Here is a 20,603-nt window from a genome sequence, read left to right on the forward strand (position 1 = left end):
AAGCCCTCGATTGCCGATACTGGTCTGGATCGGCTCCGCCAATACCCTGGTGCCCGGATACCGGTTGTGCCCTGTCAGCGGATGTTGACTACTTTGGCTTCGGTCCCGCGGATAACAGTGATACCCCCACCCTCGCCACTGCTGCGCGGTACCACACGTTTTGGCGCCTCGGCGGTGGCCACAGCCATGGCCGGGGCAACAGGCGTGGCAGGCGCAACGCTCGCTGCTTTCTTCTCGAGGTTCAGCGGGTTACGCAGCGCCAGTTGCAACTTGCCTTCCGTCTGCGCCGTGACCAGGGCTTCCGCTTCAGCGGTCGACATCTCCAGGGTCACTGCTCGCACCACTACCGGTTGCGTCTTGTCGGTACCTGCAGTCTGATCCACCGCCAACACCCGCAAGTTCTCGAGAATGGTCCTGGACATGGCGCTGTTACTGCCAGCATTGGTGGTTTTGGTTGCCAGTACATCGACACGGTTACCCGGCAACAGGAATCCACCCACGCCGACCACATCGTCCACCCGCACCGATATGGCGCGTTTGTCAGGCGCAATCAAAGAGGCCAGGGTGCTGCCACCCAGGTGCTCGCTCAGACGTGCACCACGCACGATGTCGCCCCGCAGAATGTCGAAGGTTGCGATCTTGCCCACGGCTTTTTCGCTGGCATCGAAGGCATCGTCCGGGATCGTATCCATGGGCATGCGTACGGTCGTGACCTGCTGGGCCTCGACCATCTGCCCGAATGGAATCTCCACCGTGGCGACCACCACGCTTCGAAGGTGGTCATCCGGGCTGGCATTGAGCCGCGCGCTCAGCCAGGAGTCGGCCATCCATGCAGCCCCAAGGCCCATGGCCAGGGAAACGCCTATCAGGGTTAGCGTACGAGAGCTCATGTCAGTATCTCCGCATCAAAGAAAGTCGAGCTGGACGAAGTAGTTGTGCCAGGCCCATTCCAACTCTTTCGGTGACAGTGGTCCGGAACCGCCTATATAACGCTGGCGATCGAGTGCCATGTTCAGGAGATCGCGGGGATGGCAAGGCACCAGGGGCATGCCTTCACTTGCATAAAGCCTTTGCAGTACATAACGCACCAACAGCGGGTCATAGGAAATGCCCAGACGCTCGCTTTCCTGACGCCAGATCTTTTCGTACTGCTCGGGCTTCAGGTAACCGAACTGCACCTTGTAGCCAATCCGGCGAAGGAAGGCCTCATCAGCCAGTTCCAGGGGATTGAGGTTGGTGGAAAACACCAGAATCAGATCGAACGGCAGCTCACAATGCCGACCGCCGCCCAGGTTGAGAAAGTCACGCTTCTCTTCCATCGGGACGATCCAGCGATTCAACAGTTCGGCGGGGGCCATGCGCTGACGCCCCATGTCGTCGATGATGAACAGGCCATTGCTGGCCTTGAGCTGCAAGGCGGCCTGGTATTGACGGGTAAAGGGGTCATAGCGAACGTCCAGCTGTTCCATGCTCAACTCTCCGCCCGTGATGACGATCGGGCGTTTGCAGCACAGCAGACGACGGTCGATCCCTTCGTTGAGCATCAGACTGTTCTGCTGAACGTTGTCATCGAGCCGCTGATGCACCTGCGGGTCATAAATCTCGATCACCGACTCGTTGATGACGATGGCATGAGGGACCCAGATGGCCTCGGCAAACAGACGGATCAGTCGACTGCTGACATAAGTCTTGCCGGTACCGGCGGGGCCATAGATCATGATCGCGCGCCCGGAGTTCATCGCCACACCCAACTGATCGAGCATCTCCTCCGTGAGCACAACGCCAGCCAGGGCATTGCGCATATCGTTGGCGTTGATGCGACCATGGTGAATGGTCTGTAGCTTGATCAGGGAGCGGTAGGTACTCACCGGGAAGGGTGCCGCACCGATGTAACCACTGCGCGAAAGGGCATCGCGGGCTGCACTGCGACCACGTTCGGTCAGGCCGTAGCGCAGCATCTGTCCGCCCGTTTGACTCGCCTGACCCAGCACTTCGACACGGCCATCCTTGCGCAGAAACGCCAGGACCTCTTCAAGTACCGCGCCGGTCAGCGCCAGGCGCTCCACCAGCCGCGTCATGTCCAGCACGCCAGCATCAAACAAATGTTTGCACACCAACTCGCCGAGAAAACTGTCGGTCAGACCGGTTTCACGGATAGTGCAAGGTTGAGGAGCCAGCCGTTGCACCGCACCCCGATCGCTGGGGTAGGCATCACTATCGACGATGACGTGCATGTCTAACCTCCGAATCCAACGACAACGAGTTGCCAGTAGATGCTGCTCAAAGTGCCGATCAATATTGCAATCGAATATGGGAAAGGCTTGCCGGCTACTTCATCTGAAGTTGGCGCCAGATAAGCCTGCGCCCTAAGAATCAGCCAATAGCGCCCCAGAGTCTGACGCAATTGACCGCGAACCAGCACGATCAACAAACCGCATACGCCGCCGGCTATCAGGCTGAACATTGCAGCCCCCAACGCGAACTGGAACGGTAGAAAACTGCCGACCATGGCCATCAACTTGACGTCACCGGCAGCCATGCCACCGAAGGCGTACATCGGCAGAAACAGCGCAAAACAGATCAGGATGCCCAGCAGGCTGTCACCTAATCCGCTGACACCACCTGAATACATTTGGCCGATCAATCCCAAGGCAAGACCCACCAGGACGAGCATGTTGGGAATACGGTGGCGAAGCAGATCGCTCACCACCGCCACGCCCAAAAGTCCTATCAGTAAAACCATCGATACCAGTTCCGTGGACATGGCATGTCTCCCTGCGGGTATTAATCGTTAGCACCCAACATTGCTGTTGGCGGCCTTGAACAGCGCAGTGATTTGCGTTCCCTACGCAAATTGACAGGAACAACGCGAAGTCCATTAAGTAGGGGACCGGCGCCCTATCAGAAATAGCGGCAACCGGCTGTCCCATGTACATCGACGCGTCCCCCAGCGGGAGTTTTCAGCAAGCGCTTCCTCTGATCGCGGTGCACAGTGTCTGCATTTTGGTTTGAACTGCTACTCCAAGGTTCGTGAAGATTGTGACGACAAGCGCAGTAACCAACCCGCCGGCTACCGCGTACTCCACAACGGTCAGACCATCTTCGTCTTTGATGAACTTCACTACCGAAGCCTTGATTGTTTGCATGATCATTTTGCCCACCTCACTCGAATGTTGTTTTTTCTGAGGCAGTACTTTCTGCGCTGCCTGATGCAACACTAGTCAGGGGCAAGGCAAAGGCGTTAGGAAGATTTTGCGCATCGCTAGGACTTTTTTGCGGGGTGGCCAAATATGCAGCTTTGGCCTTTACAGAAGTAACGGAGGGGGTAAACAAGGTATTGAAACGCAAAGGCAATTGCCATTGATTCACAAGCGACAGGCGGTTAAGCCCGGTTTTTCCGAAGACACCCGAGCAAATAATCGCCCGGAGCTGCCTTCCAGATAACCCATAGAGCGAATAGAACTAAAAATCATCTTTTATATCAGGATTTAATCTGCAAATTGATGGCACATTGGTAATACTGGCAAAGAGAGTCACCAGAACCTCAAGAGTAGAGACATGACGTCCAATTTGACCAAAAGGCCATCGCTCCTGTGGTTCGATCTGACTCATGATCGGTCCACGAAAGAACTCGTCACGCAGTTCGAGGACGCCTGCGACTGCAAACTGGCAAAAAACTCCGTGTTGCCCGTCAGGGAACAGGCAGACATGATCTGCGTCCATTTTGATCGCCCTGACACTCCGGGTTTGAAGCTATTGCTGGAGATCAAGCGCACCACCCCCAGCATCCCGATCACCATGTTCACCGTGCAGCACTCGGAGGAACTGGCTGTATGGGCCATGCGCTCCAGCGTCTGGGAATACATGGTGCTCCCGCTCTCGACCACCGAGAAGAAGCGCTACCTGACGGCGGTGGTGCAGCTCTGCGAGCTGCGCCGAAATGCCAACGGCCAGGGCAAGTCATCGCAAATCGACCACTCTCCGACCCTGCCGGACAGCATCCGGCGGACCTCAGGACACCAAAAACACCAGGCGCTGAGCAATGTCATGCTGTACATCGAACAGCACTTTCGAGACAGCATCGATCAGAGGGAATTGGCGCAGCGTTGCGGCATGACAACATTTCGCTTCAGCCGCCTGTTCAAGGAAGCCAATGGGCTTGGCTTCACGGATTACATCCTGGACAAGCGCATGAACTTCGCCAAAGATCTGCTCGACAACAGCCAGATGCCGATTACCAGCATCGGCTATGAGGCCGGTTTCAAGGATCCTTCCTACTTCGCCCGTGCCTTCAAACAGTTCGCAAACTGCACACCCAGCGAATACCGCCTGACACGCCAACTCAAAGCGGCCGCAGTTGCGCAACAGGTGCAGGATGAGAAAACCACTGAAGCGCTCGAAAGCCTGGTACAGAGCCTCAGCGGTTGATCCGGTTTTTCACGCGCAAACAAAAACGCCGCTCAATGAGCGGCGTTTTCGTTAAATATGGAGCGGGAAACGAGACTCGAACTCGCGACCCCGACCTTGGCAAGGTCGTGCTCTACCAACTGAGCTATTCCCGCAAATGGCGTCCCCTAGGGGACTCGAACCCCTGTTACCGCCGTGAAAGGGCGGTGTCCTAGGCCACTAGACGAAGGGGACACGCTGCCCGGAACACATGGTGTGTGTTTCGGTGCCCAGATCCGCATCCGAAGACTTGGTTCTGGTTTCACTCAGCCCTGCCCGAAAGCAACGCTGTTTAAAATTGGAGCGGGAAACGAGACTCGAACTCGCGACCCCGACCTTGGCAAGGTCGTGCTCTACCAACTGAGCTATTCCCGCATTGGCGTCCCCTAGGGGACTCGAACCCCTGTTACCGCCGTGAAAGGGCGGTGTCCTAGGCCACTAGACGAAGGGGACACACTACAACATTCACTCCCTGCTTCGTTTCGCTGTGTGCTTTACGCTGCAAGTGGCGCGCATTCTATGGATGGATTGAGAGGTCGTCAACCCCCTGATATAAATTTATTTAAATCAATGACTTCCCCCTGCTTTTGGACGCCTTTGCGGATTTTCCGCTGCCCGGTGTTTGACGCCTATATTCTGGCACCCGCCAAGGCGTTATAGTCCTCCAGTGATGGCAATCTGTATATCGCGTGCCACCATTTATAGAAGCGAGGCTGCGGCCGATATAAGCGCAGGCATGTCCGATCCAACCCTTCATGCGGGCCCAGGCGCTCAAATGCCAAGCCACCAGACTCGCATGCGTACCCTAAAAAGAGGTCTTACCGGTGACGCCACTCATGATCACCCTGCTAGTTGTAGCCGGGATCGCACTGTTGATCGCCATTGGCTACATGAACCATGTGGTGGAAAACAGCAAACTGGAAAAAGCCCGTACCAAGATTGAACTCAACGATCGCCTGCGACGCTGCGGCGAAATCACCGAGACTTTCCCCGGCCAGTTGATGACCCCTGCACTCAAACTGCTGTTGACCCGCCTGGAACTGAACGTCTGCCAGCGCCTGCTCAACCTGGAAAAATCCAGTGCCAACCTCAAGGCACGGATCGCCGAACTGGAAGCCCTTGTCGGCCAAGGTGAATCGATCCCGGTCAACAATCCGCCGGCACCAATCCAGACCGAAGCCAAGGCCAAGGATGTACGTTTCCTGCTCGAAGCCCTGCACGGGCAAATCACCCGCGCGGCACAAGACGGCTTCCTGCCCCCCAGCGAAGCCAAGCGCTGGATTCGTGAAGTGCGCCATATCCTGGTGCTGCTGCACATCGAGTTCTTCAACAACCTCGGCCAGCACTCTCTACAACAGAACCAGCCCGGGCAGGCTCGCCTGGCATTCGAGCGCGGCGTGCAATACCTGCGCAAGCAACAGGAACCACAGGTCTACGCCGAGCAACTGGAATACCTGGAAAAACTCCTGGCCCGCGCCAATGACCAGGTCATGGATCGCATTGCGCCGGTCGAAGGCGAGGTCAACCAATTGACCGAAGGCCTCAAAGACGTCGAAGCTGACGCGGACTGGAAAAAGAAAGTGATCTACGACTGATCAGCGAAAACAGAAAAGCCACCGCAAGGTGGCTTTTTTTGTTCTTCTGTAGGAGCGAGCTTGCTCGCGATGGACTCCAGAACACCGCGCTCAACCAGTCAACGCGCGTTGTCTTTGCGGCCATCGCGAGCAAGCTCGCTCCTACAGCCTGAAATGCCCCACCATCCCCTTCAGCTCAACCCCCAGTTGCGCCAACTCGATACTGGAGGCGGCATTGCCCTGCATCGCCAGCGATGATTGATCGGCACTGGCACGAATGCTGGTGACACTGCGGTTGATCTCTTCGGCCACCGAGCTCTGTTCCTCGGCCGCCGCGGCAATCTGCTGGTTCATCTGCTGAATCAACGATACCGCCGCCGCAATACTTCCCAGTGCGCTCTCGGTCTGCAAGGCATCGCTGACCGCCAGCTTCACCAACTCGCCGCTGCTCTGGATCTGCTGCACCGACGACTGCGCCGCCGAGCGCAAAGCGCTGACCAGGCGCTCGATTTCCTCGGTCGATTGCTGGGTTCGCCTGGCCAGTGCACGCACTTCATCGGCCACCACCGCAAAGCCCCTGCCCTGCTCACCCGCCCGGGCCGCCTCGATCGCCGCGTTCAATGCCAGCAGGTTGGTCTGCTCTGCCACGCTTTTGATCACACTCAAGACCGTGCCGATGTTCTGGATTTCCGCACTCAGGCTTTCAATGCTCGAGCTGGCCGAGTTGGCCGAGTCCGCCAACTGCTCGATCCGCGCCATGCTCTGGCGCACCACCTGCTGACCAGTTTCAACCTTGCCGTCAGCCGTTTGCGCCGCCAGGGCTGCTTCCTCTGCGTTGCGCGCGACATCATGCACCGTGGCCGTCATCTGATTCATCGCGGTGGCGACCTGTTCGGTTTCCTCTTTCTGCGTGCTGACTTCGAGATTGGTCTGTTCCGTCACTGCCGACAGCGATTGGGCGGAAGTGGCCAGCTGTTCGATACCCGACTGCAAGCCGCTGACGATATGGCTGAGCCCGGCGCCCATTTGTTGCATGGCCTGCATCAACTGGCCAATTTCGTCACGCCGGGTCACGTCAATGGTCGCACTCAAATCCCCTGAGGCAATCTGCTGCGCCACATGAATCACCCTGCGCAGCGGGGCCACGATCAACCGGGTGATGAACCACGCAGCAACGAGCCCGACCAGCAACGCCAGAGCGGAAGAGCCAAGGATCAGCATCGAGTTCTTTTTCAGTTCGGCCTGCATCGCCTGATCTTCAGCGACATAAGCCTGATCCACCCGCTCAACCACTTGGGCTGCGCGTTGGTGCAGTTGTTGATAAACGGTTTTTTCCTGTTCCAGCAGGCCGGTGTACTCGGCGAGCTTGTCACTGAAACCGGCGATATGACCCGTCACCTCATTGAGGACGGTCTGGTAACCCTCGTCCTTGACCGTGGTCTTGAGCTGCTCGGCCTGGGCCAATGCCTGGCTGGCCTGTTCGATCTTGCCCTGCCCGGCGCTGTCGTCGCCTTTGCGGCTTTGATCCAGGCGCACGCGCGCTTCATTCATGGCTTGCAGCATCAAGCGCGAAACCTGGCTGACCTGACCGGCCTGCTCGATGAATTGCGCGCCGTCCTTGCCTTCGGAATCTTTCAGCGTATAAGCGCCGTCATCGGCAAGCCCGGATTGCAATACATCAAGATTATTGGCCACGCTGGACACCGACCAACTGGCCATTTCCAGCGCCAGGTCCTTGGCCTGGGTGAGCGAGACAAACTCGTCGAAGGCCTTGCGATAAGCGCTCAGTGACTGTTCGACATCATTCATCACCGGCACATTGGCCGCCGACGCGGCCTTGAGCTGGCCGGCCAGTGCGATCAAGCCATCGACGCCCTCGTGCAGGGCATCGACGGTTTTCGGATTGCCGTGCAAGGCGTATTCCTGCTCCAGCAACCGGACCTTGAGCAAACCGCTGTTGAGCGATGACATTTGCTTGAGTCCGTCGAAGCGCTGGCTGATGGTTTGCAGGGACCACACGCCAATGCCCGCCACCAGCGCAGTCAATAACAGCACCAGGACAAACCCGACACCCAGTTTTTTCGCCATACCGAGGTTGGCAAAACGTCCTTGCACGGCCGAATTCATTGCACTTAGTCCCCTGCCAAAGTCTGTAGACGCAGATTCGCAACGGGCCAGTGGCAACACAAGGCTCTGGCGCCGGAATAATGGCAAAAAGCTACGCCAACGTCGCTTTCAGAACGCTTGAGGTCGATCCCGAGCAGTGACCTGAAAGAACGCACGGGCACGCGGGTCGCAGGCATAAGCCACATTGATACGCTGCCAGTCACTGGCCCCACCCGAGGCGTTGAAGGCGGTCTTCGATGACAACACCACACCCAGACGCCGTGCCCGGGCCAGCACCTGATCGTAGTCGGACATTCGTGACCGCGCCCAGATAAACAGGCCTCCCGCCGGCTTGCCGAAGACTTCCCATTCGGCATCCTCGAGCATTTGCAACACTGCCAGCCGGTCGTTGTTCAAGCGTTGGCGCTGACGTTGCACCAGTTTGCCGTAGGCACCGTTAGCCAACAGGCACGCCAGCACGGACTCGCAAAATCGCGAGGCGCCCATGCCAGAGATCATCTTGACCTCGGCCAGACGCGTAATGACTGTGCAATCGGCCACCACGAAACCGACCCGCAAGGAACTGCTGAGGGTCTTGGAATAGCTGCCAACGTAGACCACGCTGTCGTCCAGCGCAGCCAGTCGCGTACCGCAACCGCTGCGCAAATCCGCATAAACGTCGTCCTCGATCACCTGCACGCCAAAGGCCCTGGCCAGTTGCAGCACACGACGCGCCACCCCGGGCGAAAGGTTGCTGCCGGTCGGGTTGTGAAAGAAGCTATTGATGAACAGCCCTTGGGGTCGGTGCTTGGCCAGCACCGACTCAAGTACGTCCACGTCCGGCCCGCGCGGTGTTCGCGGCACCTCGACCATGTGGATGCCTTGCAGCCTGAGCAGATCGAACAGCACCGGATAACCGGGACTCTCCACGACCACACAATCACCGGCCTTGAACAGTGCCCGCACAATCAGGTCGAGCCCCTGACTGGCACCCGCCGTGGTCATGATCCGGTTGTCCTGTACCTGGATGTCCAGTTGCCTGAGGCGCTTGAGTATCTGTTGCCGCAAGGCTGGCAAACCCAGCGGGGTGCTGTAGTTGAACAGACTGGCCGTATCGGTACGACTGACTTGCCGGATCGCGTAGATCAGATCGTCGGTCTCGCGCCAGCTTTCAGGCAGCCCGCCACAGCCCAGCCTCAACTCACCCGACCACGGCCCATACTCATGTTCGCCCCCCTCAAACCACGCGGGCTCGTGCCTTGCGTTCGCGACCAATGCCGGGTCGGCAACCGTATAGCCGGCCCCATGACCTGCCACCAGCATCCCCTGCGTCACCAGGCGTTCACAGGCCTGAGTGACGCTTGATTGACTGAGCAAATTGATCCGCGCGATCTGTCGCACCGAAGGCAGGCGTGTACCGGGCGATACCCCGCTGGAATGGAGCCAGCAAGTCAGCGCGTCAACAATTTGCTGTACGACGGGCACCAGCGCCTGTCGGTCGATTCTCAACTCCATGAGCAAGCAAACTCCTGTTGATTTTGCGGGAAGCAGTTAATCACAGGAGAGTTCGAAGGCATGTGCGACAACGCCGCCAAAACCATTCGATCTATTTATTTGAAACACATTGCCCGGCCCGGAACCAAAAAACTGTGGGAGCGAGCCTGCTCGCGAAAGCGCTGTGTCAGCCGATATTAATTTCGACTGATACGCCCTCTTCGCGAGCAGGCTCGCTCCCACAGGTTGCAACTTTTCCTTGGTAGCGATGCATTGCTTCAGAACGCTGTCACGCCACCGTCCACGGCCAATGAGTGCCCTGTGGTGAACGCCGCGCCATCGCTGCACAGATACAGCACCGCGCTGGCGATTTCTTCGACCTTGCCGATGCGACCGACCGGATGCATGGCGTTGGCGAACTCGGCTTTTTTCGGGTCGGCTTCATAAGCGCGACGGAACATGTCGGTGTCGATCACCGCCGGGCATACGGCGTTGACCCGGATCTTTTTCTTGGCGTACTCAATGGCCGCTGACTTGGTCAGGCCGATCACCGCATGCTTGGAGGCTGCGTAGATGCTCATTTTCGGCGCTGCCCCCAGGCCCGCCACCGAAGCCGTATTGACGATCGCGCCGCCCCCTTGCGCCAGCAGCAGCGGCAACTGGTACTTCATGCACAGCCAGACGCCTTTGACGTTGACGCCCATGATTGCGTCGAACTCGTCGAGCGAACCGTCGGCCAGCTTGCCTTTCTCGATTTCGATGCCGGCATTGTTGAAGGCATAGTCAAGGCGACCGTAAGTATTGATCACCTCCTCCATCAGATTTTTAACATCGCTTTCCAGGGTAACGTTGCAGCGCACGAAGGTCGCCTCGCCACCGGCCGTACGAATCAGCGCCACCGTGCCCTCGCCGCCCGCCGTGTCCATATCGGCCACTACGACCTTAAGCCCCTCGGCGGCAAATGCCTGGGCGGTCGCGCGGCCAATACCGGCAGCCCCGCCTGTCACCACAACCACCTGGCCGGAAAACGTCATGCTCATTGTTATGTCCTCGAAGAGAATTAAGCGGGGAATCGCGCAGGGCCAGTCTAGCCATGGAGGTGCTGAACGCGGCAGCACTATCAGGACTCCGGTTGGGCGCCCATGAGTTGCAGTGATGGAACTGCCGTACCAACTATCACTGCACTGGATCAACCTGCATTCGCCGCATCAGCCGAACTTGCGGCATCGGCGCTGACCGGCTATCAACAAAGCTTCATTCATCTTGAGTGCCTGTCATGACCTCCCAGACCAATCGCCAATTCCTGCTCGCCAAACGTCCGGTTGGCGCGGCGACCCGCGAGACATTCACCTACCAGGAAGTACCGGTCGGTGAGCCGGCAGCGGGCCAGATCCTGGTCGAAAACCAATACCTGTCCCTGGATCCGGCCATGCGCGGCTGGATGAACGAGGGCAAGTCCTACATCCCGCCGGTCGGACTCGGCGAAGTCATGCGCGCCTTGGGCGTGGGCAAAGTCATCGCGTCGAACAATCCGGGCTTCGCAGTCGGGGACTACGTTAACGGCGCCCTCGGGGTGCAGGATTTTTTCCTCGGCGAGCCGCGAGGTTTCTACAAGGTCGATCCGAAACTGGCACCGCTGCCACGTTACTTGTCAGCACTGGGCATGACCGGGATGACGGCCTACTTCGCCCTGCTCGACGTTGGCGCGCCGAAGGCCGGTGACACCGTGGTGCTGTCGGGGGCGGCCGGCGCCGTGGGCAGCATTGCCGGGCAGATCGCCAAGATCAAAGGCTGCCGGGTGGTTGGCATCGCCGGCGGCGCGGACAAGTGCAAGTTCCTGATCGATGAACTGGGTTTCGACGGTGCTATCGACTACAAGAGCGAAGACGTCCTCGCCGGCCTCAAGCGCGAGTGCCCGAAAGGTGTCGACGTGTATTTCGACAATGTGGGGGGCGACATTCTCGACGCGGTGTTGAGCCGCCTGAACATGAAGGCGCGGGTGGTGATCTGCGGTGCCATCAGCCAGTACAACAACAAGGAAGCGGTCAAGGGGCCGGCCAATTACCTGTCGCTGCTGGTCAACCGCGCGCGCATGGAAGGTTTTGTGGTGATGGACTACGCCGCCCAATACGCCAGCGCCGCCCAGGAAATGGCCGGCTGGATGGCCAAGGGGCAACTCAAGAGCAAGGAAGACATCGTCGAAGGACTGGAGACGTTCCCGGAGACGCTGATGAAATTGTTCAACGGCGAGAACTTCGGGAAGTTGGTGCTGAAGATCTAAGGCAACCACAAACCAATGTGGGAGCGGGCTTGCTCGCGAAGAGGGAGTGTCAGCCGACATATTTATTGACTGATCCACCGCATTCGCGAGCAAGCCCGCTCCCACATTTTGATTTTCGGTGTCGGGTTAAGCCAGTTCAGCCACGACCGAAGCCAACGCCTTCGCCGGATCAGCCGCCTGGCTGATCGGACGGCCGATCACCAGATAGTCGGAACCGGCATCCAGTGCCTGACGTGGCGTCAGGATGCGACGCTGATCGTCCTGGGCACTGCCCGCCGGACGAATCCCCGGGGTCACCAGTTGCAGCGACGGATGTGCCGATTTCAGCGCCTGGGCTTCCAGGGCCGAGCACACCAGGCCGTCCATCCCGGCTTTTTCCGCCAGGGCGGCCAGACGCAGAACCTGCTCTTGCGGCTCGATGTCCAGACCGATACCTGCCAGATCTTCACGCTCCATGCTGGTCAACACGGTCACGCCGATCAGCAGTGGTTTGGGACCACTGCGCTGGTCCAGCACTTCACGGCACGCGGCCATCATGCGCAGGCCGCCGGAGCAATGCACGTTGACCATCCACACGCCCATTTCCGCAGCGGCCTTGACGGCCATCGCGGTGGTGTTCGGGATGTCGTGGAACTTGAGGTCCAGGAACACTTCGAAACCCTTGTCGCGCAGGGTGCCGACGATTTCCGAAGCGCAGCTGGTGAAGAGTTCTTTACCGACTTTGACCCGGCACAGCTTCGGGTCCAACTGATCGGCCAGCTTCAGTGCGGCGTCACGGGTAGGGAAATCCAGGGCGACGATGATAGGAGTCTGGCAGGCGGACATGAGTGGGCTCTCAGGCAAGTCGAAATCGGCGCGCATTGTAGCGGAACCAGCGCCGCTGCGGGACCCGATGATCGGTAAATCGTCGAAATGGCTCAGGCAAGACTAGCCCCCGAGGCCATAGGGCGGGCAGTTGACACTGGAAGAACCCCCGTGACTGCAGTTATCCGTCTACCACGTATTTGTAAGCCACACCTACCCTTTGTGGGAGCGAGCCTGCTCGCGATGAGGCCCTGTACCGCAACAAAAAGCCCACTGCCCCTCAGCGGCTCAGTGGGCTACGGATCCTGGACCTTCAGGGCAGGCGATCCTCAGCCCGTGCCTGAGTCTTGCTCCAGTCGATCAACAGGCTATAGGCCACCGCCAGCAATGTCGGGCCGATGAACAGGCCGATAAAGCCAAAGGCAATCAACCCGCCAAACACCCCAAGCAGCACAATGACCAGCGGCAGGTTACCGCCACGGCTGATCAGGTACGGCTTGAGCACGTTGTCGACACCGCTGATGACGAATGTGCCCCAGATGCCGAGGAATATGGCCATCCCGTACTCGCCTTTCCAGGCCAGCCACGCGGTCGCCGGAATCCACACCAGCGGCGGCCCCATCGGGATCAGGCTGAGCATGAAGGTGACAATGCCGAGTACCAGCGCACCCGGTACGCCAGCAATCAGGAACCCGATCAGCGCCAGGATCGCTTGGGCCGCCGCTGTGCCAATTACACCGTTCACCACCCGCTGCACCGTGCCTGCCACCAGTTCAATGTAGTAGCCGGCCCGTTCACCGATCAGCCGTTCCAGCAATGTGTGCACAAACGCCGCCAGGCGCGGTCCGTCACGATAGAAAAAGAACACGAAGACCATGCTCAGGGTCAGTTCGAGAATACCGCCGCCGATCTGCGCGCTGCGCGCCAGCAACCAGTTACCCACCTGCCCCAGATAAGGCTTGAGCGCCACCATCATCGCCGCGCCCTGCTCATCGATGCTGTTCCAGATCCCGACCAACCGCTCGCCCACCAAGGGAATCGAACCCAGCCAGACCGGTGCTTCGGGTAACCCCTCGACCTGCGCATCCTTGATGAATGCGGTGGCATCACGCACATGATCGGCAAGGTTGAAACCCAGCCACACCAGCGGTGCCGCGACCAGCAACATCCAGCCCAGTGTCAGCAATGCCGCCGCCAGAGACTCGCGGCCATTGAGCCAACGGGTCAGCAAGCGCATCAGCGGCCAACTGGCAAATGCCAGGACTGCGGCCCAGAACATCGCCGACCAGAACGGTGCCATCACCCAGAAGCTCGCGCCGAACAGCACCACGAGCAGGATCTGCACCAACAGGCGATCGTTATTGATCATCGAAAATCCCGAAAATATCAGTCAGCAAAAGAGTAGACGAACGCAGTGTGCACGCTCGCCCGGTACAGCCTACCGCAATAGCTCGATGTGCAGGCCAGAGCCCTCGGCACTGCCGGCTTCCATCCGCGCGGCACGCACGCCCTGGGCAATCAGGGCCTGACGCCAGGCTTCGGCGTTCGCTCCGGAAATACTGACCCGCAAGGTGGTGTCCAGATTCAGTCCGCGGGAAATCAGGCGCAGCCAGGTCTCGTCAGGTGCGCCACTCAACGTGGAAAAATCCAGTTCGCCGGTGCTCTTGAGTTCACGCAGCAAAGTCGCGGAGGTCGGCAACAACTCACCCAGCGGTGCCGTAGCGTCGAACTGCTCGACATGCAGGTAGGCTTTGCGATTGCCGCGGGTGATGCTGTACAGCGCGACGAGCGTGTTGTCCCGTGGCGCGGCAAGTCGCAGCAGCAAATAGGCTTGTTGATCATCGGCGCCGTACAGCTTGGCGTTGCCGAAGACTTCATTGGCCCAGAGGCTGCTTTCGCCGCAATCGCGCGCCTGGCACCAAAAGAGCAACCCGGCGTCCTGTTTTTGCAAAGCCTCGCGGGCAGCGGTGAACGCCTCGATGGATGAATGCTCCGGTGGCAACTCGTAGGTCACCGAAGTGACGTTGCCACGGGCACTGACCTGACCGTCGAAACGTAACTGGCCACTGATCTTGCGGATCGAGCCCAAGGGGTAGATCCGCTCCAGTTCGACGGCGGGGCGATAGTCGACAATCTGGGCGTCGACCATGCGCGGCACTATCGGCAGGTCCTGACTGCCCGGAACATCGGCGGCGAACAACAAGGGACTGAAACTGCACAGCACCAGCAAACTGAATGAACGCATGGATAGACTCATCGGATCAGCATGGCCTGGGCGCCCTTGATGACACTGGCTTCATCGGCGCGTTGCGGTACCTGCAGACCACACTGTACCGCCGGTCGGGCCTCCAGGGTTGCCATCCAGCGTTGCAACGCTGTCAAGCCCTCCACCGAGACGCCCGACCACTCGTAACCGCGCACCCAGGGAAAGGTAGCGATGTCGGCAATGCTGTACTCGCCGGCGAGGAACTCCACGCTTTGCAAACGCGTGTCGAGCACTTCGTAGAGGCGACGGGTTTCATGCTGATAGCGGTCGATGGCGCCCTGGAGTTTTTCCGGAAAGTAGCGGAAAAATACGTTGGCCTGGCCCTGCATCGGGCCGATGCCCCCCATCTGGAACATCAGCCACTGCAACACCAGCGAACGCCCCTTCGGGTCGCTCGGCATCAGTTTGCCAGTCTGTTCTGCGAGGTAGATCAGGATGGCGCCGGACTCGAACACAGCGAAATCGCCGTTGGCGCGGTCGACAATCGCCGGAATCCGGCCATTGGGGTTGATCTTGAGGAAGTCCGCGGACTTCTGCTCCTTCTTGTCGAAACTCAAGGCATGCACCCTGTAGGGCAGGCCGAGTTCCTCGAGCACGATAGAGACCTTGTGGCCATTCGGGGTCGCAGCGGTGTAGAGATCTATCATGGTTGTCTCCCTTTTCAACCCGCCAAGCCTCGACAGTTGCCCGGCGCAAGTCAAGGAATGGCGAAAAACCGATTGAAACAGTCTGCGACAAGGTCGGCACCGGACTCGTCATTCAGGTGCAAATGGTGGCCGCCTGGCAGTTGTTCCCGGCTAAAGGGTAGACGCTCCAGCAACTCGGGGTGTTTGGCGAGCATGCCGTCGGCAGCGACCACCAGCGTTGCAGGACATTTGACCCGCTGGACGAAGGCCATGGCCTGCTCGGTGGTCAGGCGCAGTGGCGATGGCAGCGTGAGGCGATTGTCGGTGCGCCAGGTATAACCGCCCGATACCGGCATCAGACCACGCTGCGCCAGCAGTTCCGCGGCCTCGCGGCTGACCGCCACCAGGCCCTTCATGCGAGCTTCGATGGCGCGGTCGAGGGTGTCGTAGACCGGTTTGCGTTTCTCCCGCAGATCCAGTTGCGCCTGCAGGGCCATGCCCATGCGCTCGGCAGCGTTTTCACCTTTGTCTGTAGGAGGAATGATGCCGTCGATCAACGCCAGGTGGGTGACCCGATCCGGCATCGATCCGGCGATGATCAGCGAAGCGATGGCGCCCATCGAATGCCCCATCAGCGCAAACTTCTTCAGTCCAAGCTGTTCGGCGACTTGCAGCACATCGTGGGCATAGTCCCACATGGCGTAACCGGCTCCCGGCGGGCGATGCCCGGAATGACCGTGACCGGCCATGTCCAGCGCGATGATGCGCAGGCCTTTGAGCTTGGGGGCCAGACGGGCAAAGCTGTTGGCGTTGTCCAGCCAGCCATGCAGGGCAATGACCGGCAAACCGTCTTCAGGACCGAACAGGTGTGCCGCCAGCTCGATGTGCGGCAGGCTCAGGCGAACTTCTTCGACGGCGTGGCTCATGCGCAATCCTGTTGTCGACGGCCGTCCCAGCGATGGAACAGGCCTTTGAGCATTTGCGCGGTATCAAGGGGACGCTCGAGCGGAAACATGTGGCCGCCGGGCATGGTCAACGACTCACCCAACGGCAGGCGGTCGACCGAACTGGCGTGATGGCGCATCACCACGCGGCTGTTGTGCCCGCGAACCACCGCCAGTGGCACTTGCAACTTGCGGGTGCTGCCCGGGCTGGTGTGCGGCACGCCGCGATAGATGCTGATTTCCGTGGCCGGGTCGAACCGCAGGCGCAGCTTGTCGCCGACCTGGTGCAAGCCATGTTGCAGGTAGGCATCGAAGCATTCGGGGTCGAAACCGCGAAACAGGGTTTTACCGGCAAAGTATTTCCGGGCGCTTTCCAGGTCGGTGAACTCTTCACGGCGACCCAGGGTACGGCCGGCCGGCGTCAGACGGTCGATGAAACCGAAGCGTTTGGCCGCACGTATGACCCATTGATCGGCTCGGGTCAGCACTGGCGAGTCGAGCATCACCACCCCGCGATACAGCTCAGGGCAGCGCAAGGCCGCATGCAGGTGCAACACCCCGCCGAAGGAGTGACCGACGCCCCACACGGGCTCGGCCTGTTGTTGCAGGTGATGGATCAGCTCATCCACCAGGTTGTACCAGTTGTCGTCCGCCGGATAACGCGGGTCGTGGGCGTGCTGCTCCAGATGCGTCACCTGAAACTCCGGTGCCAGCGCCGCAAACAACTTGCCGTAGGTCCCCGAAGGAAAACCATTGGCGTGGGCGAAAAAGATCTGTTGCGACATACCTGCAAATCCATAAGCGAGAACAGGCGTTGATTGTCCGTAAGACCGTGTCCTACAGCAATGACCATAACTACCAGGAATGGTGGCAGGAGCTGCCGCAGGTTGCGATCTTTTGATTTCAAACCGTCAACGTAACGGCGGATTCTCACCCAGCGGCACCACCGCCATGGTCAACCGCGACACACAGCTGGCCTTGCCCTCATCGCTGGTCAGCCGAATGTCCCAGACATGGGTCGTGCGGCCGATGTGGATCGGCTTGGCCACCGCCGTCACCCGCCCGCTGCGCAGGCCGCGCAAATGGTTGGCGTTGATTTCCAGGCCCACGCAATAGAACTTGCTGGCATCGATGCACAGGTAGCTGGCCATCGAGCCGACCGATTCGGCCAGCACCACCGACGCACCGCCATGCAGCAAGCCGTAAGGCTGATGGGTGCGGTGATCGACGACCATGCTGGCGGTCAGGGACTCATCGTCAAAAGCTTCGAAACGGATGTCCAGCAATTCGCCGATGGTATTTTTCTGGATCGCGTTCAACTGCTCGATGTTGGGAGTGGTGCGCCACAGACTCATCGCAGGGGTTCCTTGTTGGTTTTGTTGGTGGATCAATCCTGCCACAGCACCGCTTCGCTGCGCTCGCTCCATTCTTCAAAACGCTCACCGTACGCCGCTTCGATCACATTGCGCTTGATCTTCAGCGTCGGGGTGAGAAAGCCGTTTTCCACGGCCCAACTGTCCTTGACCACCACCAGGCGCCGCAGCTGTTCATGCTTGTCGAGCGCGCCGTTGACTTCTTCCAGCAGCTTTTCCAGGCTCGAATGCAGACCGGCGCGTGCGGCCCCGCCGGCATCCTGTTGGCCGACCGCCGACAACACGCACAACCCCAACGGCGCACTCAAGCCATCGCCCACCACGCACACCTGTTCGATACGCGAATGCACGGCCAGGCGGTTTTCAATCGGTGCCGGCGCCACGTATTTGCCTTTGCTGGTCTTGAAGATTTCCTTCAGGCGCCCGGTCAGGCGCAGATTGCCTTCGGCGTCTTGCTCGCCCTTGTCGCCGGTGCGCAGGAAGCCATCCTCGGTAATGGTGTCAGCGGTTTTTTCCGGTTCCTTGAAATAGCCGAGCATGGTCGCGCCACTGCGCACCATGACCTCCCCCGTCTCGGCGATCCGCACTTCAACTTCCGGGCACGGCTTGCCGATCCAGCCCGGTTTGTTCTGGCCCGGCATGCCGATGTGGGAGTAACCGCAACTCTCGGTCATGCCGTAGACCTCCAGCACGTCCAGTCCCAGTTTGCGGTACCACTGCAACAAGGTCTGCGGCACCGGAGCCGCGCCGGACAACGCAATGCGCAACGCATCCAGACCCAACCCGACGAGGACTTTATGCCCGACCCGTTTGCCGATGATCGGCAGGCCAAGCAGGAAGTCGAGACGTTTTGCCGGGATCTTGCTGTACACGCCCATCTGGAATTTGGTCCAGATACGCGGCACGCCAAACAGTGCGGTCGGGCGTGCACGCTGCAGGTCGGTGAGGAAGGTATCGAGACTCTCGGCGAAAAATACCGTTTGGCCAGTATAAATCGACGCAAGTTCGACGAACATCCGTTCGGCAACGTGGCACAGCGGCAGGTAGGACAACAACCGGTCCGACTCGTTGAGGCCAAACAACGCAGTGCCGCGTGTGGTGGCGAACCCCAGAGTGCCGAAGCTGTGCATCACGCCTTTTGGCATGCCCGTGGTGCCGGAGGTGTAAATGATGGTCGCCAGTTGATCGGCGGCAGGTTTCGGATCGTCCTGGATCGGCGAGCTGCCTTGCAGGTCAGCCCAACTGAAGTCGAACGTACCTGGCGGATGCAGGGGCAGGCTGATGGTCGGCAGGTCGGGGCTGACGCCACGGGACATGCCTGGCCAGTCGTCGAGCTTGCCGATGAACGCCAGGGCCGCCTCCGAGTGTTCGAGCACCTGGGCAACCGACTCGGCGGTGAGGTTGGGATACAACGGCACCGAAACGTGCCCGGCCATCCAGATCGCCAGGTCGGCAATGATCCAGTGCGCACAATTCTTCGAGATCAGGGCGATATGGCTGCCCTGTGGCAGTTCCCGTGCTCGCAGCCAGTGGGCGGCACAGCGTGCCTGATGACCGACATCGGCCCAGGTCAGGGTCTCGACCTGGCCGCCGCCGACAGGCTGGACCAGAAAGCGCTGGCGGGGATGACGGGCCTCACGCTCGTAGAAAACGTCCAGCGGCAAACGAAAAGCAGCAGACATGCGACTCGCTCCTTTGTTTTTGGTCTGGAGCAAGCGTAGTCAACCAAGCAAGTGCTTGGTTGACTATTTCATACAAAACTTTTCGGGTTATGACGTACCTGTGGGAGCGTGGCTTGCCCGCGATGCAGGCTCCGCGGTTTATCAGGCATAACCGAGTCGATGCCTTCGCGGGCAAGCCACGCTCCCACAGAAAAGCGGAGCTAAGGATGCTTGATGCTGTTGAGCCTCATCGACCCGACCACCAACTCATTGCTCTCGAGTTCGGCCAGGCCCGCGGTGCTAACCCGATCCGGTGGATGTCCCGCGCCATGTTGCAGATAGCTCAACAAATTCCCCACCAGCGGATTGTGACTGACCAACAGGACATCGCTCACCGCCACCATTTGCTCGGCGACCTTGTCCGGCTCGGTGTCCGGTGTCAGCCACTCGACAGTGCGGATTTCCGGCTCGAACCCCAGTGTTTCGCGCACCAGTTGTGCCGTTTGCTGCGCTCGCAGGTACGGACTTGCGTATATCGCCGTCAGCGGTTGCCCGATCAATAGCGCGGCGCTGCGCAGCACCTCTTCACGACCGTGGTCCGTCAACTCCCGCTCCGAATCGTGGGGCCGGGAGCCGTGCGGTACAGCTTCACCATGACGCAATACCCAGAGTTTCATAGCTTGGGTTCCTCATCTCGGGCCGGATGCGGTGCCGGTGCCACGACATGCGGCGCCTCACCTTCCGGCGTACGCGGCGTCGGCCAGTCGGCGAACGGCCAAGGCTTCTGGTCGCTGTGAAAGCTGCCGAAACGACCGATCTGCGCCAGAAACTGGCTCAGGCTGTCGCCAAAGTTCATCAGGCTGGCGCTTGGGGCGCCATAGAACAAACGATAGATCAACTGCACCAGCACGACGGCGCCGAGGATGAACTGCGCGACTTGCCACACCAGCACGAAGACGATCATCCACAACACGCGCAACAGGATGGATTCATACTTGGCTTCTACTTTTGGATCGTTCATGCGCAAC

Annotated in this window: 21 protein-coding genes and 4 tRNA genes; 3 read left to right on the top strand and 22 right to left on the bottom strand. The window is 59.6% G+C overall.

Translation table 11 applies throughout. The features are described from left to right. Window positions 1-74: 74 nt before the first annotated feature. The 5 genes from cpaB to PPUTUW4_RS29990 all read right to left on the bottom strand — a co-directional run bounded on the left by cpaB (window position 75) and on the right by PPUTUW4_RS29990 (window position 3,612). Window positions 75-890 carry a Flp pilus assembly protein CpaB gene (gene cpaB, locus PPUTUW4_RS20665; protein ID WP_015096417.1) on the bottom strand — a complete coding sequence of 272 codons (816 nt, stop codon included), beginning with the start codon at window positions 888-890 and terminating at the stop codon, window positions 75-77. 15 nt (window positions 891-905) lie between these two features. Further along, the gene (locus PPUTUW4_RS20670) at window positions 906-2,234 is read right to left on the bottom strand and encodes an ATPase AAA (RefSeq protein ID WP_015096418.1); all 1,329 of its coding nucleotides are present in this window, start codon (window positions 2,232-2,234) and stop codon (window positions 906-908) included. 2 nt (window positions 2,235-2,236) lie between these two features. Further along, window positions 2,237-2,764 (bottom strand): prepilin peptidase, encoded by a 528-nt coding sequence (locus tag PPUTUW4_RS20675; protein ID WP_015096419.1) that lies wholly within the window; start codon window positions 2,762-2,764, stop codon window positions 2,237-2,239. Between the two features lie 196 nt (window positions 2,765-2,960). Further along, window positions 2,961-3,152 (bottom strand): Flp family type IVb pilin, encoded by a 192-nt coding sequence (locus PPUTUW4_RS20680; protein WP_041474937.1) that lies wholly within the window; start codon window positions 3,150-3,152, stop codon window positions 2,961-2,963. Between the two features lie 310 nt (window positions 3,153-3,462). Continuing rightward, window positions 3,463-3,612 (bottom strand): hypothetical protein, encoded by a 150-nt coding sequence (locus PPUTUW4_RS29990; RefSeq protein WP_162139250.1) that lies wholly within the window; start codon window positions 3,610-3,612, stop codon window positions 3,463-3,465. On the opposite strand from PPUTUW4_RS29990, the gene PPUTUW4_RS20685 reads away from it, so the two are divergent. Beyond that, window positions 3,559-4,428 (top strand): DNA-binding response regulator, encoded by an 870-nt coding sequence (locus tag PPUTUW4_RS20685; protein WP_015096421.1) that lies wholly within the window; start codon window positions 3,559-3,561, stop codon window positions 4,426-4,428. The genes PPUTUW4_RS29990 and PPUTUW4_RS20685 overlap by 54 nt on opposite strands. A gap of 58 nt (window positions 4,429-4,486) precedes the next feature. Here the strand turns inward: PPUTUW4_RS20685 and PPUTUW4_RS20690 are convergent. From PPUTUW4_RS20690 to PPUTUW4_RS20705, 4 genes are all read right to left on the bottom strand, one after another. Continuing rightward, a tRNA-Gly gene (locus tag PPUTUW4_RS20690) sits at window positions 4,487-4,562 on the bottom strand. A gap of 3 nt (window positions 4,563-4,565) precedes the next feature. Then, window positions 4,566-4,641 (bottom strand) — tRNA-Glu (locus tag PPUTUW4_RS20695). Window positions 4,642-4,745: 104 nt separating this feature from the next. Further along, a tRNA-Gly gene (locus tag PPUTUW4_RS20700) sits at window positions 4,746-4,821 on the bottom strand. A 2-nt stretch (window positions 4,822-4,823) separates the two neighbouring features. Next, window positions 4,824-4,899 (bottom strand) — tRNA-Glu (locus PPUTUW4_RS20705). A gap of 383 nt (window positions 4,900-5,282) precedes the next feature. On the opposite strand from PPUTUW4_RS20705, the gene PPUTUW4_RS20710 reads away from it, so the two are divergent. After that, the gene (locus PPUTUW4_RS20710; protein ID WP_041474938.1) at window positions 5,283-6,041 is read left to right on the top strand and encodes a hypothetical protein; all 759 of its coding nucleotides are present in this window, start codon (window positions 5,283-5,285) and stop codon (window positions 6,039-6,041) included. Window positions 6,042-6,182: 141 nt separating this feature from the next. On the opposite strand, the gene PPUTUW4_RS20715 is transcribed toward PPUTUW4_RS20710, so the two are convergent. The 3 genes from PPUTUW4_RS20715 to PPUTUW4_RS20725 all read right to left on the bottom strand — a co-directional run bounded on the left by PPUTUW4_RS20715 (window position 6,183) and on the right by PPUTUW4_RS20725 (window position 10,660). Beyond that, window positions 6,183-8,147, bottom strand: a complete 1,965-nt coding sequence (locus PPUTUW4_RS20715; protein WP_015096423.1) for a methyl-accepting chemotaxis protein — start codon at window positions 8,145-8,147, stop codon at window positions 6,183-6,185. Window positions 8,148-8,255: 108 nt separating this feature from the next. After that, window positions 8,256-9,641, bottom strand: a complete 1,386-nt coding sequence (locus PPUTUW4_RS20720; RefSeq protein WP_015096424.1) for a PLP-dependent aminotransferase family protein — start codon at window positions 9,639-9,641, stop codon at window positions 8,256-8,258. Window positions 9,642-9,898: 257 nt separating this feature from the next. Further along, window positions 9,899-10,660, bottom strand: coding sequence for an SDR family oxidoreductase (locus PPUTUW4_RS20725; protein WP_015096425.1), 762 nt, complete (start codon window positions 10,658-10,660; stop codon window positions 9,899-9,901). A gap of 236 nt (window positions 10,661-10,896) precedes the next feature. Here PPUTUW4_RS20725 and PPUTUW4_RS20730 point away from each other — a divergent pair, with 236 nt between their 5' ends. Next, window positions 10,897-11,901 (top strand): NADP-dependent oxidoreductase, encoded by a 1,005-nt coding sequence (locus tag PPUTUW4_RS20730; protein WP_007974579.1) that lies wholly within the window; start codon window positions 10,897-10,899, stop codon window positions 11,899-11,901. A gap of 126 nt (window positions 11,902-12,027) precedes the next feature. Here PPUTUW4_RS20730 and pyrF read toward each other — a convergent pair whose 3' ends face one another. The 10 genes from pyrF to PPUTUW4_RS20780 all read right to left on the bottom strand — a co-directional run bounded on the left by pyrF (window position 12,028) and on the right by PPUTUW4_RS20780 (window position 20,596). After that, on the bottom strand, window positions 12,028-12,726 hold the full coding sequence (gene pyrF / locus PPUTUW4_RS20735) for an orotidine-5'-phosphate decarboxylase (RefSeq protein WP_007974578.1): 699 nt from the start codon (window positions 12,724-12,726) through the stop codon (window positions 12,028-12,030). A 292-nt stretch (window positions 12,727-13,018) separates the two neighbouring features. After that, window positions 13,019-14,074: an AI-2E family transporter gene (locus PPUTUW4_RS20740; protein ID WP_015096426.1), complete on the bottom strand. Its 1,056-nt coding sequence runs from the start codon at window positions 14,072-14,074 to the stop codon at window positions 13,019-13,021. Between the two features lie 69 nt (window positions 14,075-14,143). Continuing rightward, the gene (locus tag PPUTUW4_RS20745) at window positions 14,144-14,950 is read right to left on the bottom strand and encodes a DUF4892 domain-containing protein (protein WP_015096427.1); all 807 of its coding nucleotides are present in this window, start codon (window positions 14,948-14,950) and stop codon (window positions 14,144-14,146) included. A gap of 8 nt (window positions 14,951-14,958) precedes the next feature. Beyond that, the gene (locus tag PPUTUW4_RS20750) at window positions 14,959-15,618 is read right to left on the bottom strand and encodes a glutathione S-transferase N-terminal domain-containing protein (RefSeq protein ID WP_015096428.1); all 660 of its coding nucleotides are present in this window, start codon (window positions 15,616-15,618) and stop codon (window positions 14,959-14,961) included. 50 nt (window positions 15,619-15,668) lie between these two features. Next, window positions 15,669-16,523 carry an alpha/beta hydrolase gene (locus PPUTUW4_RS20755; RefSeq protein WP_015096429.1) on the bottom strand — a complete coding sequence of 285 codons (855 nt, stop codon included), beginning with the start codon at window positions 16,521-16,523 and terminating at the stop codon, window positions 15,669-15,671. Then, window positions 16,520-17,326, bottom strand: coding sequence for an alpha/beta hydrolase (locus PPUTUW4_RS20760; protein ID WP_015096430.1), 807 nt, complete (start codon window positions 17,324-17,326; stop codon window positions 16,520-16,522). Before PPUTUW4_RS20760 ends, PPUTUW4_RS20755 begins: the two co-directional genes overlap by 4 nt. A gap of 126 nt (window positions 17,327-17,452) precedes the next feature. Then, complete coding sequence (locus PPUTUW4_RS20765; protein WP_015096431.1) at window positions 17,453-17,896, bottom strand: hotdog fold thioesterase; 444 nt, start codon at window positions 17,894-17,896, stop codon at window positions 17,453-17,455. A 32-nt stretch (window positions 17,897-17,928) separates the two neighbouring features. Further along, a complete protein-coding gene (locus PPUTUW4_RS20770; RefSeq protein WP_015096432.1) occupies window positions 17,929-19,596 on the bottom strand; it encodes an AMP-binding protein in 1,668 nt (555 codons plus the stop codon). Between the two features lie 200 nt (window positions 19,597-19,796). Beyond that, a complete protein-coding gene (sixA, locus tag PPUTUW4_RS20775; RefSeq protein ID WP_015096433.1) occupies window positions 19,797-20,252 on the bottom strand; it encodes a phosphohistidine phosphatase SixA in 456 nt (151 codons plus the stop codon). After that, complete coding sequence (locus tag PPUTUW4_RS20780; RefSeq protein ID WP_007974561.1) at window positions 20,249-20,596, bottom strand: DUF4389 domain-containing protein; 348 nt, start codon at window positions 20,594-20,596, stop codon at window positions 20,249-20,251. The genes sixA and PPUTUW4_RS20780 overlap by 4 nt, the downstream gene beginning before the upstream one ends. Window positions 20,597-20,603 lie beyond the last annotated feature (7 nt).

It is taken from the genome of Pseudomonas sp. UW4 (genome assembly GCF_000316175.1).
GTDB classification, from domain to species: Bacteria; Pseudomonadota; Gammaproteobacteria; order Pseudomonadales; family Pseudomonadaceae; genus Aquipseudomonas; species Aquipseudomonas laurylsulfatiphila.

Bases quoted from the DNA above. Each gene is read 5' to 3' on its own strand.
- cpaB (WP_015096417.1), bottom strand. From the start codon at position 890: ATGAGCTCTCGTACGCTAACCCTGATAGGCGTTTCCCTGGCCATGGGC.
- PPUTUW4_RS20670 (WP_015096418.1), bottom strand. From the start codon at position 2,234: ATGCACGTCATCGTCGATAGTGATGCCTACCCCAGCGATCGGGGTGCG.
- PPUTUW4_RS20675 (WP_015096419.1), bottom strand. From the start codon at position 2,764: ATGTCCACGGAACTGGTATCGATGGTTTTACTGATAGGACTTTTGGGC.
- PPUTUW4_RS20680 (WP_041474937.1), bottom strand. From the start codon at position 3,152: ATGATCATGCAAACAATCAAGGCTTCGGTAGTGAAGTTCATCAAAGAC.
- PPUTUW4_RS20685 (WP_015096421.1), top strand. From the start codon at position 3,559: ATGACGTCCAATTTGACCAAAAGGCCATCGCTCCTGTGGTTCGATCTG.
- PPUTUW4_RS29990 (WP_162139250.1), bottom strand. From the start codon at position 3,612: ATGAGTCAGATCGAACCACAGGAGCGATGGCCTTTTGGTCAAATTGGA.
- PPUTUW4_RS20710 (WP_041474938.1), top strand. From the start codon at position 5,283: ATGATCACCCTGCTAGTTGTAGCCGGGATCGCACTGTTGATCGCCATT.
- PPUTUW4_RS20715 (WP_015096423.1), bottom strand. From the start codon at position 8,147: ATGAATTCGGCCGTGCAAGGACGTTTTGCCAACCTCGGTATGGCGAAA.
- PPUTUW4_RS20720 (WP_015096424.1), bottom strand. From the start codon at position 9,641: ATGGAGTTGAGAATCGACCGACAGGCGCTGGTGCCCGTCGTACAGCAA.
- PPUTUW4_RS20725 (WP_015096425.1), bottom strand. From the start codon at position 10,660: ATGAGCATGACGTTTTCCGGCCAGGTGGTTGTGGTGACAGGCGGGGCT.
- PPUTUW4_RS20730 (WP_007974579.1), top strand. From the start codon at position 10,897: ATGACCTCCCAGACCAATCGCCAATTCCTGCTCGCCAAACGTCCGGTT.
- pyrF (WP_007974578.1), bottom strand. From the start codon at position 12,726: ATGTCCGCCTGCCAGACTCCTATCATCGTCGCCCTGGATTTCCCTACC.
- PPUTUW4_RS20740 (WP_015096426.1), bottom strand. From the start codon at position 14,074: ATGATCAATAACGATCGCCTGTTGGTGCAGATCCTGCTCGTGGTGCTG.
- PPUTUW4_RS20745 (WP_015096427.1), bottom strand. From the start codon at position 14,950: ATGCGTTCATTCAGTTTGCTGGTGCTGTGCAGTTTCAGTCCCTTGTTG.
- PPUTUW4_RS20750 (WP_015096428.1), bottom strand. From the start codon at position 15,618: ATGATAGATCTCTACACCGCTGCGACCCCGAATGGCCACAAGGTCTCT.
- PPUTUW4_RS20755 (WP_015096429.1), bottom strand. From the start codon at position 16,523: ATGAGCCACGCCGTCGAAGAAGTTCGCCTGAGCCTGCCGCACATCGAG.
- PPUTUW4_RS20760 (WP_015096430.1), bottom strand. From the start codon at position 17,326: ATGTCGCAACAGATCTTTTTCGCCCACGCCAATGGTTTTCCTTCGGGG.
- PPUTUW4_RS20765 (WP_015096431.1), bottom strand. From the start codon at position 17,896: ATGAGTCTGTGGCGCACCACTCCCAACATCGAGCAGTTGAACGCGATC.
- PPUTUW4_RS20770 (WP_015096432.1), bottom strand. From the start codon at position 19,596: ATGTCTGCTGCTTTTCGTTTGCCGCTGGACGTTTTCTACGAGCGTGAG.
- sixA (WP_015096433.1), bottom strand. From the start codon at position 20,252: ATGAAACTCTGGGTATTGCGTCATGGTGAAGCTGTACCGCACGGCTCC.
- PPUTUW4_RS20780 (WP_007974561.1), bottom strand. From the start codon at position 20,596: ATGAACGATCCAAAAGTAGAAGCCAAGTATGAATCCATCCTGTTGCGC.